At 67.9% G+C, this 11,358-nt stretch carries 8 protein-coding genes; 3 read left to right on the top strand and 5 right to left on the bottom strand.

Annotation, left to right across the window (positions count from 1 at the left end; all coding sequences use genetic code 11):
• Window positions 1-173: 173 nt before the first annotated feature.
• From KY661_RS16805 to KY661_RS16785, 5 genes are all read right to left on the bottom strand, one after another.
• Window positions 174-752, bottom strand: a complete 579-nt coding sequence (locus KY661_RS16805) for a hypothetical protein (RefSeq protein WP_225411149.1) — start codon at window positions 750-752, stop codon at window positions 174-176.
• Between the two features lie 8 nt (window positions 753-760).
• Window positions 761-1,309, bottom strand: coding sequence for a hypothetical protein (locus KY661_RS16800; RefSeq protein WP_225411148.1), 549 nt, complete (start codon window positions 1,307-1,309; stop codon window positions 761-763).
• Between the two features lie 176 nt (window positions 1,310-1,485).
• Complete coding sequence (locus KY661_RS16795; protein WP_225411147.1) at window positions 1,486-4,428, bottom strand: MGH1-like glycoside hydrolase domain-containing protein; 2,943 nt, start codon at window positions 4,426-4,428, stop codon at window positions 1,486-1,488.
• 4 nt (window positions 4,429-4,432) lie between these two features.
• Window positions 4,433-6,496 (bottom strand): glycoside hydrolase family 55 protein, encoded by a 2,064-nt coding sequence (locus tag KY661_RS16790; protein WP_225411146.1) that lies wholly within the window; start codon window positions 6,494-6,496, stop codon window positions 4,433-4,435.
• A 66-nt stretch (window positions 6,497-6,562) separates the two neighbouring features.
• Window positions 6,563-7,927, bottom strand: a complete 1,365-nt coding sequence (locus KY661_RS16785; RefSeq protein WP_225411145.1) for an ArnT family glycosyltransferase — start codon at window positions 7,925-7,927, stop codon at window positions 6,563-6,565.
• Window positions 7,928-8,113: 186 nt separating this feature from the next.
• Between KY661_RS16785 and KY661_RS16780 the strand changes: the two genes are divergently transcribed.
• The 3 genes from KY661_RS16780 (at window position 8,114) to KY661_RS16770 (ending at window position 11,356) form a co-directional block, all read left to right on the top strand.
• Window positions 8,114-10,198: a thioredoxin domain-containing protein gene (locus KY661_RS16780; protein WP_225411144.1), complete on the top strand. Its 2,085-nt coding sequence runs from the start codon at window positions 8,114-8,116 to the stop codon at window positions 10,196-10,198.
• A 70-nt stretch (window positions 10,199-10,268) separates the two neighbouring features.
• The gene (locus KY661_RS16775) at window positions 10,269-10,964 is read left to right on the top strand and encodes a glycosyltransferase family 2 protein (protein ID WP_075007530.1); all 696 of its coding nucleotides are present in this window, start codon (window positions 10,269-10,271) and stop codon (window positions 10,962-10,964) included.
• 5 nt (window positions 10,965-10,969) lie between these two features.
• Window positions 10,970-11,356, top strand: a complete 387-nt coding sequence (locus KY661_RS16770; RefSeq protein ID WP_225411143.1) for a DUF2304 domain-containing protein — start codon at window positions 10,970-10,972, stop codon at window positions 11,354-11,356.
• Window positions 11,357-11,358 lie beyond the last annotated feature (2 nt).

Raw genomic sequence — 11,358 nt, 5'->3', positions numbered from 1 at the left:
ACGAAGCGTCTTTCCAAGGGTCAAAGCCTGCAAAATGCACTGGCTCTTCGCGTAGGCCTCGCGCACTCCCCACTCTCAATGCCCGGACGGCTCTTTGACTCGCTCGTCCGGGGACTACCCCCTCCATCACCTTGAAAGGGGTGGCTCTGAGCCGTCCGGAGATCAGGCTCGCATCACTGGGGAAGCTGTGCTGTCGCGAAGAAACGCACCAGCGCCTCTTGGACGAACGTTTCCGAGTAGATGAGCACCACGGTGTTGGCGCGTCTCAGGGCTTTGTACTGGGTCAGAATCTTCGTGTTTCTCAGATACGGCTGCTCTGCCCTCGAAAGTTGGGTGTAGAGCGGAGTGGCTTCCTCCTGGGTGGGAAAGGTGATGGCAATCAGTCCGAGGTGCAGTGAAGAGGGAGCCCCCTCTTCGCCAACGGACAACTCTTTCCAGTGGACCTGGGCCGTGGCGGGCAGTGCCGCTTCAAAGCTCTGGCTCAGGAAAGAGCGCTTGTCGTCCGTCTTGGACCTATGGTCACAAACCTTGAAGTCCACCCATGCTTGGGATGCGAGGGCAATGAAGTCTTCCGCAACCTGCTCAATCAGTTTTTGGGGGACCGAGAAGCTTGGAGCGGCTTGTGAGGACGGTTCTGCAACCGCCTTGGGAGGGCCTGCTTGTTGGGAGACAACAGGCTCGGTCTTGGACTCACAGCCACCTGTGACCAGTGAAAGCGCCAGGATGGCCGAACGCACAAATGACTTGTTCATACAGAACTCTACCGGGTCAGGGGCGGACGCGGTGCTTGTTGGTAGTCGATGGATATTTTCCGGGCGCTTCCGATCTCCAAGAGCTGCTCTGGCTTGGTTCGCGCCGTGGGACCTGACAAGGAAATCAGCAAATCGTTGAATCGATCAAAGCCTTGGGGTCCGTTGCAAATCTCGATGCAGCCGATGGAGGCGTAGACCTCCCCGCTTGGATTGTCAGGCCCATCGTGAATCAAAAAATTGTCGTAGACATGCCAAGCTCCCTTTTCCACTGACCTTGCTGAGTGAACCGAGTAGGTGGGCAGCCAAGCTTTGAGTGTGTGTGTTTGCTTATCGGAGAGTCCAACCACTTTGGGAGAGCTAAAGCCCTTTTTGAACTGGATTCCGAACCTGAGTACCTCGAACGAGTGGCTTACTTTTTTGCCGCCCGGCTCTGTGCCTGAAACAAGCAGTTCGTAGGTTGGGATGGTGTAAATTCCCAGGTGCTGCCCATCTGGATAGGCCCAGGTCTTGGCCTTGCCGAGAATGGTGTTTCCCACGGTTAGCTTGATAGATCGCATGACGGCCCCCTCCGCTGTCGCGAGGCTATTGCGGCGTCATGGAACAGTCAACGCCCGCTTCTCCGACGTGTGAGCATCATAAAGCTGGGAAGAGAGGGAATAAGGGAGAGGACGTCCAGTCCGCATGAACGTGGCCTGCGGACTGGACGGGAGACCTGTCATGAAAATCCGGGGGCTCAGAGCCGCGGGATGAACTCGATGACGTCGAGCTCCGCGAACTGCTCGCCCTTGGTGAAGCGCAGGGTGTTGGTGCCCGCGCGCAGGGTGACGCCAGCCGTGACGGTGCTGAAGCGCGCCCAGCCCGCCGTCGGGGCATAGAACACCTGCTGCGGCGCTTCGCCATTCACGGACAGCCCGTGGCTGCTGGTGACGCCCGTGCCGTTGGCGTAGGTGATGCGCACGGTGTACCGGCCCGCCTTGGCCACCGCGAGGCCGCGTAGCTCGACGGCGCTGTCGGCGTGGTCGATCTCCCCCACGAACTGTCCACCGGAGGCGTCCGCGCTGGGCTTCACGAGGATGTGGGTGAGGGTGCCGCTCTCGGCTTCGGCCAGGAGCCGGCTGGAGACCTGGATGTCATCGAAGCGCGCGGCCGCCTGGTACGAGCGCAGGCCGATGGCGCCGTCCAGGAAGGTGGTGTCCTCGAAGGTCAGCTTCGGGGTGTTCAGGTCATCCACGTACACGTGCAAGGTGCCCTGCTGCGCGACGATCTTGAGAAGGTGGGTCTTGTTCAGCTGGACAGCAGCGGGCGCACTCTTGAGCTGCTGCCAGGCGCTGTTCATCTTGCCGAGGACCACCTCGCCGGTGCCCGAGACGAGCCCCACGTAGTAGCCGTTGTGCGCGTCGTTGCCGGTCTCGGGGTTGGTGACCCGGAACAGGAGCCCCGCGTCGCCGGCGGACGTGACGGTCACCTTGGAGGAGAAGGTGAAGTCCGCGAAGCGGGTCGACTGGGCGATGGCCTTTCCGCCGGAGGCCGCGACGGCGTACTGGCCGCCTGTCACCGACCAGCTTCCGCCGTACGGCGTCCACCGGGCCGCGTTGGCGTCGAAGGTGTCCGTGAAGGTGCTGGGCGCCGGGCCCCAGGCCTCCAGCTCCGTCACGCCCACCTTGGCGCCCGCGGGGTTCTGGAACACCACGCGGATCTTCCGGGTGCTCACGGCGGGGAAGGTGACCTGGTTGGGCGCATCGCCCGCGGGGGTGGCGGGGCTCTTGCTCTGGCCCGCGATGGAGACCCACGCGCTGCCGTTCAAGGCCTGCACGTCATAGCTGGCCGGCGCCCTGACGCCCCCGCCATCATCATAGACGTGGAGCCGGACCTGGTTCACGCTGCGCACGGTGCCGAAGTCCACCGCCAGCCAGTCGCTTGCGTTGGAGGACTGGTAGTTGGTCCAGCGGCTGTTGGGGATGTCGTCGTAGTAGATGCGCCCGTCGATCGCGCGCTGCGCGTCATCGATGCTGGCGGTGTAGGAGGCCGAGGCCACCGGGTAGCCCGTGGCGTAGGCGTTGGCGGCGAAGTTCTCCATGCGCGCGGGCCGCTCCTGCGGGAGGGGCGCGGCCATGGGCAGCGTCAGCCGCTGGAGCGTGGCCGCGCTGCCGAGGAAGGCGCCGTCCTGGTACACGCGCAGCCCCTTGCCCTGGCCGTAGCGCGTGCCGTCCCGGTCATACAGCACGGTCATCAGGTGGCCGTGGTAGGGCACGTTCTCCAGCAGGAAGTAGGACCACGTACTGGGCACCAGCGGGTTCACCTCGAAGGTGTTGTCGGAGCGCGGGCGGATGCCCACCAGGCCGGAGATGACGAGATCGTTATAGGAGGAGTGGTTGTAGTGCTCGCTGTGCCCCTGGCCGTCGTAGATCCACTGGCCGGAGTCGGGGTGGAGCGCCTCGGCCACGTAGGGCCGGCCGTTCTTGTACTGCGACACGGTGTAGCCCTTGAGCACCTTGAAGTAGTCGTCCCGGGTGACATAGGGCTGGCTGTAGTTATTGAGCAGGTTGGCCATCGCGGTGATGACCTGGCTGGTGGCGAAGGGCCAGGAGACCCCGCTCCAGCGGCAGCAGCCAGCCATGGCGTCCTTCATGAACAGGCGGTGCCGCCGCTCGGCGGTGGTGGGCCCGTACGTGGCGGCGAAGCCCTGCGGATCCATCAACGCGGTCCAGGCCTCCGAGTAGGCCGGGTCGGGCATGTTGAAGTACCAGGGCACGAAGCCGAAGTGCTCCCGGCCATCGAGCAGCGTCCCCTCGGGGTACGGGTAATTCTGCGCCTGGTTGTTGCGCATCATGTGGAAGAAGAACTTCCGCGACGGGTCCCACAGCTTCTGCTGCGTGGTGGCCTTGATCGCCGCAGCGCGGCCGAGGTACCGGGACTCGAGCACCGCGTCGCCGGTGAGCCTGGCGATGCGCGCGATGGCCATGGCATCGCCATACTGGTAGGCGTTGAGCGAGGGCCGGTAGCCCGTGCCCCCGTGGTACGGATCATTCGTCTGGTACGAGCTGATGGTGAACTCGGACGCGTCCCAGACGGGCACCTGCCAGTAGAGGCCGTTGGCGGGCTCGTAGTGGTCCGACCACGCCTCGAAGTTTTCAATCAGCTCCGGAAGCAGGTCCTTGACGAAGGCCGCATCCCCGTTGACCAGGTAGCGGGCGTAGTAGGAGTCCGCCGCCCAGAAGCTGTACTGGCGCGCGCTGCCGCCGCCGCGCATCCAGAACGTCTGGTAGTCGTCGAGGTAGCGCGGGTCCCTCAACCAGCGCGCCTCGTAGATGTGGTGGCCGGCCGCGGCGCTGATGGTGTCGAACTTCTGCGAGTACCAGACCGCGTTGACGAACTCGTTGATGATGTAGCCCACGCCGGGGGTGGCGTAGCGCAGGTGCTGCAGCAGGGCGTACCAGCGGTAGTAATAGACGTCCTGGATCTGCCGGTCGGGCGCCTCGAAGAAGGGGATGTTCTTCTTGTACCAGGCCGGGTCCTGGTAGCCGCCCAGGAACGCGTCCGGGTTGAGGAACTGCGTGCCCGTCACGGCCTGGAGGACGGGCGTGGACCGGGGGGCGCTCTCCTCCTCCGCGGCCAGGACGGGGAACGCCATCAGCAAGCCGAGGACGGCCAGGGGCTGGAGGGGATGTCGGGACATGGGGTTATTGCCGGGTGAGGGTGATGGCGTCGACGGCGATGTTGAAGCCGCTGCTGGCGGCGTTTTTGCCCACGGTGGTGAAGGTGAAGACGCGCGGGTTGAGGTCCGGGAAGCTCACCGTCCCCAGGTCTGCCTCCGCCCACACCGTGGTGCTGGAGTAGTTGTCCTGCACCACACCCTGCTTGGCCCCATCGATGTCGAGCTGATACTGCCCCCGGCCGTTGTTCTTCTTCGTGCGCACGCCCACCCGGAAGGTGCCCACCGTGCGCGGGTACAGGGTGTAGGCCACCTTGGTGCCCGCGGCACCGGTGTTGTGGTAGCGGAGCCCGCCGTTGAGGGCCTCGGCCTCGACGCCCGTCGAGGACGCGTCGCCCGCGCTGGTGGGGAGCAGGTTCTCGGCCTGGTAGATGAGCACGGGGCCCTCGTGCTCCGCAGTGCTCCCCAGCCGCTTCTTGAGCTGGTCCACATAGAGGGACTGGGGCTGGAGCTCGTTGCCGGAGGTGCTCGTCTCCGCGAAGTCGGTGGGGGCCGCCACCCCGCCCGTGGGGATGTCCACCCGGGTGGCGCTGCCCCGGACGCCAATCACGTAGCCGTACCCCTGCTGCTGCGACTTGACGATGTAGCTCTTGCTCGGGTGGTACTGGGCCCCGTTCGTGTTCCAGAACACGCTCTGCGTGGTGGTGAGGCCGTGCTTGACCGTCCCGTAGGGAGACCGGTCCGCGGCCTCAGCGCTGTCGAGGTAGAGCGTGAGGTTGTCCAGCAAGTTGGCCGCGCTCAGGTGCATGTGGAAGTCAGATACCAGGCTGCCTTCGTTCATCCGGCTGTTGAACAGCACGTTGCCGGTGGTCTGCAGGGACCGGAAGTTGAAGTTGTGCCGCCCCCGGTTGGCCGAACTGTCCTTGATGAGGTTGTCGCTGCCCCGGAGGGAGAACAGGTAGCCGTTGCCGCCCTCGCCCCGGTACTGGGGCTTGCTGAACTCGCAGCTGTCCACGGTGATGTTGCGGGTGAAGGACAGGTCGAGCCCATTGGACAGCAGGTGGACATCCTGCGTGTTGGACGCGGGCCGGTACGTCTTCACGTTGACGAGCCACCCGTCCACGGTGTGGTGCAGCTTCACGCCGAAGGCGTCATGCATCTCGTACGCTCCGGTGCCGGGCACCGAGAAGTCCGTGCCCCCGGTCCCGGGCGTCGTGTTCTCCCGCATGCCGATGGCCAGGTTCTCCACGCCCACCTCCGACACGTGGGCGCCAATCTTGTAGACCCGCGCGTTGTCCCGGGTCTTCATGGCGGCGCGCAGGGGGATGTCGAGGGTGAGCGTCTTCGCGGCGGTGTCGATGGCGGTGATGCGCCGGTAGAACGTTGTCCCCTCCAGGGACTCCCAGCCGAGGCCCGCCATGTTCAGCTCGCTGATCAGCGAGGAAGTCATATCCGTGCGTAGGACGATCCAGTCACCCACGCTGAAGCCGGTCACGCTGGTGAGGGGAATGCGCGTGGTGCGGTTGGGCAGGTCCGCGCTCACGGACACGGTGGAGGTGCCGCTGGACGTCCACGCGCCTCCCGAGGCGGGCCCCACCCGGATGACGCTCTTGGCGCGCATGTTCGTCGCGTCGTTGTAGAGGAAGGTGGCCGTGGGCCCCTGGCCCCGGAGCACGACGTTGTTCTTGGTCAGGGCCAGCGCGTAGCTCTTCCCGGAGGGAGGGGCTACCCGGTAGGTCCCCCGGGGCAGGTACACCACGGCGCCCCCGCTGAGCGCTCCCGCGTCGTCGATGGCCTTCTGGAGGATGGCCGTCACGTCCGCGCCGCCCGTGTTGTTCGCGTAGTAGGGCGCCTGCGTCACGTCGATGATGCGGTCCGTGCGGAAGGGCGGCTCCGCCTGCCGCAGGCGGTAGCCGGCGTAGGAGAAGTCATGCAGGAACTGGGCGGTGTTGGCGGGGTTCGAGTCCCCGGGCTTCCAGGTGGAAGGGTACAGCGCGCTTCGCCACGGCGCCGCCGGGGCCTCGCCCGCGTGCGCCAGGCCCAGGGCCAAGCCCAGGCAAGTGAAGGCCCTGCGCCATCTCACGCTCGTCATCACGGTCTCTCCCGGGGGCTACCTTGTCCAGGAGACCATATAGACCAGTAAAAACTGGATAAACAGCTAGTTCTGACGGAGGGCGCTGGCGTCGGCGGGGACGTCGGGGGGGCGCGCGGAGCGGAGCCTCCAGATGCGGAAGGTGTGGACCCGGCGCCCCTGGAAATCGGCGGGCAGCTCGACGGGGCCCTCCAGGGTGGTGAAGCGCGCCACCAGCTCGTCGGGCGGCAGCTCCCGCTCCGAGCACCAGAGGGCGTCCTGGCCCGGAGCAACCGGGGGCCGGGGCCACGCGTCGTACTGGCTCGGCCGGGCGGGGCCCGCGGTGTCCACCGGCAGGTGCGCGTAGTGCGCGGCCTGGGAGGCGAGCTGGTAGTTGGGGGCGTAGACGACGGCGATCGGCGCGGCATCGGCGTCCGAGAACAGCCGTCCGGGCTCGGCGAGCGCGGCGAGCACGGCCCAGCCCTGGGTCCGCTCCAGGGGCACATCCCGCTGGAAGCGCAGCAGGGGAAAGAGCAGGTGGGAGCCCACGGCGAGCACCACGGCGAGCCCACTCCACGCCGCGGTCTCCAGGGCCTTCGGGGGCCGCAAGCCCGCCACGCCGACACAGACCGCGATGTAGGCCATGGCGGGCCAGTTGGCCTCGCCCCGCGTGCGGATGGCGGCGAGCCCGAAGAAGAGCAGCGGCACCACCGCCGCCGCCTTCAGGAGGAACTGCTCGCGGTCCCCCCGGAGGACATAGAGGAAGGCCAGGGGGAGCAGCACCGGCCCGCCCAGCGCGAGCTGACCTCCTAGAAACTCCAGGAAGGACTTCAGGCCTCCCTTGCCCCCCAGGCCGTGGTGGAGCTGAAAGGCGAAGCCCGCCCAGTCGAGCCGGGCATTCCACAGCACCACGGGCAGGAAGAGCAGGGCGCCCAGGAGCGCCGCGCCCCAGGCGCCCGCGGGCAGCCGCCGCCGCCGCACGGCCGCGGCCAGGAACGCTATTCCGAGCAGCAGGGCGGAGTACTTCGACAGGAGCGCCAGCCCCAGCGCCAGGCCCGCCAGCAGCCACCGCTCGCGCCAGAGCGCCCACAGCGCCAGCGTCCAGAACAGCAGCAGGGGCGTGTCCGGGGTGGCCCACACGCCTGACAGGATGGCGATGGGCACGCAGCTCCACAGCGCCGCCGCCCGCCAGGCCGCCTCGGCGTGGCCGTGCACGTCCCGCGCGAGCCCCCAGACCGCCGCCACGGTGCCCGCCCCGCAGAGCAGCGCCATGGGCCGGATGCCGAGCGCGGCGATGAGCCAGGCGACCAGGGGCGGATGATCGTAGTAGCCCCAGTCCAGGCGCTGCGACCATTGCCAGTAGTACGCCTCGTCGAAGTAGACGTCCGTTCCCAGCGCCAGGGCGAGCCGGATGGCCGCACTCAGGGCAAGCAGGGCAAGGCAGGCTTTCATCGGCTGGGTCAACGGGACACTGGCGGTGAGGGCCACGCCCCGGACAAAGCGCACCCAAGGCCAATTGAACAGGGGAGAAGGGCCTTGTGTTTTCCAGGAATGACACTGGAGGTGTCTTTCTGGCTTGCTCCCAGTTCAGGGGGTTCCTATTCCAGAGGTTCCTCCTCTCCGCGAGCCGCAGCGATCATGGACCCTTCCCAGACGCCCTCCCGTGCCGGTAACCGACTCGCCCGCGAGCATTCTCCGTACCTGCGGCAGCACGCGCACAACCCGGTGGATTGGTACCCCTGGGGACAAGAGGCGCTGGAGCGCGCCCGGGCGGAGGACAAGCCCATCCTGCTGTCGGTCGGCTACTCCGCGTGCCACTGGTGCCACGTGATGGCCCATGAGTCCTTCGAGAATCCGGCCATCGCGGGGGTGATGAACGCGCACTTCATCAACATCAAGGTGGACCGGGAGGAGCGGCCGGACCTGGATCAAATCTACCAGGGGGTGGTGCAGCTCATGGGGCAGGGGGGCGGCTGGCCCCTCACCGTGTTCCTCACGCCGGACCTGCGGCCCTTCTACGGCGGCACCTACTTCCCGCCCCAGGACAAGTATGGGCGCCCGGGGTTTCCCAAGGTGCTGGCCTCGCTCCATGACGCCTGGATGAACGACCGGGAGAAGGTGCTGTCCCAGGCGTCGGACTTCCAGGAGGGGCTGGGGGAGCTGGCCACCTATGGCCTGGAGGCGGCCCCGGCGGCGCTCACGGTGGACGACGTGAAGAAGATGGGCGAGCGGATGCTGCGCCACGTGGACCCGGTCCACGGCGGCTTCGGGGGCGCGCCCAAGTTCCCCAACCCCATGAACGTGTCCTTCATGCTCCGGGCCTGGCGGCGGGGCGGCCCCACGCCGCTCAAGGACGCGGCCCTGCGGACGCTGGAGCACATGGCGCTGGGGGGCATCTACGACCAGCTCGGCGGCGGCTTCCACCGCTACGCCGTGGACGAGCGCTGGCGGGTGCCGCACTTCGAGAAGATGCTCTACGACAACGCCCAGCTCCTGCACCTGTACGCCGAGGGCGAGCAGGTGGAGTCCCGGCCCCTGTGGCGCAAGGTGGTGGAAGAGACCGCGGCGTACGTGCGCCGGGAGATGACGGACGCGCGGGGCGGCTTCTACGCCGCGCAGGACGCGGACAGCGAGGGCGAGGAGGGCCGCTTCTTCGTGTGGACTCCGGCGCAGGTGTGCTCGGCGCTCGCCCCGGAGCACGCGAACCTCCTCCTGCGCCACTTCCGCATCACCCCCCAGGGGAACTTCGAGCACGGCACCACCGTGCTGGAGGTGGCCGTGCCCGCCGCGCAGATCGCCCAGGAGCGGGGGCTGCCCGTGGAGGCGCTGGAGCGCACCCTGGCGTCCGCGCGGGAGGCCCTCTTCGGCATCCGCGAGCAGCGGGTGAAGCCCGGGCGGGACGACAAGATTCTCTCGGGCTGGAATGGGCTGATGATTCGCGGGCTGGCGTTCGCCTCGCGGGTGTTTGGCCGGCCGGAGTGGGCGCACCTGGCGGCCGGGGCCGCGGACTTCGTGCTCACGCACATGTGGGATGGGACGCGGCTGAGCCGCTCCTATGAAGAGGGCGGGGGCCGCATCGACGGCTTCCTGGAGGACTACGGCGACTTCGCGGCGGGGCTCACGGCGCTCTACCAGGCCACCTTCGAGGCGAAGTACCTGGAGGCCGCGGGCGAGGTGGTGAAGCGGGCGGTGGAGCTGTTCTGGGATGAGGAGAAGCAGGCCTACCTGTCCGCGCCGAAGGGGCAGAAGGACCTGGTGGTCGCCACCTACTCGCTCTTCGACAACGCCTTCCCCTCGGGCGCCTCCACGCTCACCGAGGCGCAGGTGGCCCTGGCGGCGTTGACGGGGGACAAGTCCCAGCTGGAGCTGCCCGAGCGGTACCTGTCCCGGATGCGCAAGGCGCTGGAGGAGAACCCGCTGGGGTATGGGCACCTGGCGCTGGCGGCGGACACGTTCCTGGATGGGGGCGCGGGCATCACCTTCGCGGGCACGCGGGAGCAGGTGGCCCCGTTGCTGGAGGCGGCGCAGCGCACCTTCGCCCCCACCTTCGCGGTGGGGTGGAAGGAGCCGGGCGCCGCCGTGCCGCCGCTGCTGAAGGAGCTCTTCGAGGGGCGCGAGCCGGTGGCGGGACAGGCCGCGGCCTACGTCTGCCGGGGCTTCGCCTGCGAGCGGCCGCTCACGAAACCGGACGAGCTGGCGGCGCGGCTCATGGCCCCGCCGTAGGCCCCGTCTCAGAAGTCTGTGACTGGGCAATGGCGCCCGGTTTGGGGTACACCCCGCTTCCGGAGAGCCCATGGGAGCCAGGACCCTCATCATCCTGCTGGCCTACAACGAGGAGGCCAGCATCGCCGCCACCGTGCGAGAGCTTCGCGGCCAGCTTCCCGCCGTGGACGTGCTGGTGGTCGATGATGGCTCCCGGGATGCGACGGCGGCGCGGGCCCGCGAGGCCGGCGCGGGGGTGGTGCGCCATCCCTTCAACCTGGGCGTTGCCGCGGGCGAGTCCACGGGCCTTCTGTACGCGCTGCGCCAGGGCTATGCGCGCGCGCTGCGGATGGATGGGGATGGGCAGCATGATCCGCAGAGTGTTCCCCTGCTGCTGAAGGCGCTCGACGAGGGCGCGGAGCTGGTGGTGGGCAGCCGCTTCGCCGGGGTGGCCAGCTTCCAGTCCACGTGGCTGCGCCGCCTGGGCAGCCGGTTCATCGCCCACCTGCTCTCGTCGCTGTGCCGGCAGCGCATCACGGATCCGACCTCCGGCTTCCGTGGCTTCGGGCCCCGGGCCATGCGCCTGTTCTCGACACGCTTTCCTCACGACTACCCGGAGCCCGAGAGCGTGCTGATGGCCTCGCGGCAGCACCTGCCCATCGTGGAGGTGCCCGTGCGGATGCGCTCCCGGCGCGCGGGGCTGAGCTCGCTCACCCCGTGGCGCTCGGTCTTCTACATGGCCAAGGTGTCCTTCGCGCTCCTGCTGGAGCGGTTCCGGACGGTCTGAGGCGCATGAGCCGCTCCAGCATCATCGTCCTGGCGGTCTCGGCCCTCTTCGGCCTGGCGGTGCTCCTCTCGGCGCGCCGCAGGCGGACCCCGGAGCGCCACACCTTCAGCTGGTTGCTGGTCTCCGTCTTCACCGCCGCGCTGGCCATCTGGCGCGGCGCCATTGATGCGATCGCCGCGGCGATGGGCATCTATTACGCGCCCTCGGCGCTCTTCTTCCTGGTCTGCCTCGTGCTGCTGTGGCTGCTGTTCCGGCTGAGCCTTCAGGTGGCCGAGCAGCGCAGTCAGATTCAGCGCCTGGCGCAGGAGCTCGCCGTGCTGACGGCGCAGCGTGAGCCCCAGGCTCCCGCCGGGGCGACGGCCTCCGAGGACCCCGGGCCCCCGGTCCGCTGAGC

The sequence above is a fragment of the Allostigmatella hybrida genome, assembly GCF_020103775.1.
In the GTDB taxonomy this organism is placed as follows: domain Bacteria; phylum Myxococcota; class Myxococcia; order Myxococcales; family Myxococcaceae; genus Hyalangium; species Hyalangium aurantiaca.
The sequence above is the reverse complement of the archived record's forward strand: the minus strand, read 5'-3'. Positions and strand labels throughout refer to the sequence as shown.

Bases quoted from the DNA above. Each gene is read 5' to 3' on its own strand.
- KY661_RS16790 (WP_225411146.1), bottom strand. From the start codon at position 6,496: ATGACGAGCGTGAGATGGCGCAGGGCCTTCACTTGCCTGGGCTTGGCC.
- KY661_RS16780 (WP_225411144.1), top strand. From the start codon at position 8,114: ATGGACCCTTCCCAGACGCCCTCCCGTGCCGGTAACCGACTCGCCCGC.
- KY661_RS16800 (WP_225411148.1), bottom strand. From the start codon at position 1,309: ATGCGATCTATCAAGCTAACCGTGGGAAACACCATTCTCGGCAAGGCC.
- KY661_RS16785 (WP_225411145.1), bottom strand. From the start codon at position 7,927: ATGAAAGCCTGCCTTGCCCTGCTTGCCCTGAGTGCGGCCATCCGGCTC.
- KY661_RS16805 (WP_225411149.1), bottom strand. From the start codon at position 752: ATGAACAAGTCATTTGTGCGTTCGGCCATCCTGGCGCTTTCACTGGTC.
- KY661_RS16795 (WP_225411147.1), bottom strand. From the start codon at position 4,428: ATGTCCCGACATCCCCTCCAGCCCCTGGCCGTCCTCGGCTTGCTGATG.
- KY661_RS16775 (WP_075007530.1), top strand. From the start codon at position 10,269: ATGGGAGCCAGGACCCTCATCATCCTGCTGGCCTACAACGAGGAGGCC.
- KY661_RS16770 (WP_225411143.1), top strand. From the start codon at position 10,970: ATGAGCCGCTCCAGCATCATCGTCCTGGCGGTCTCGGCCCTCTTCGGC.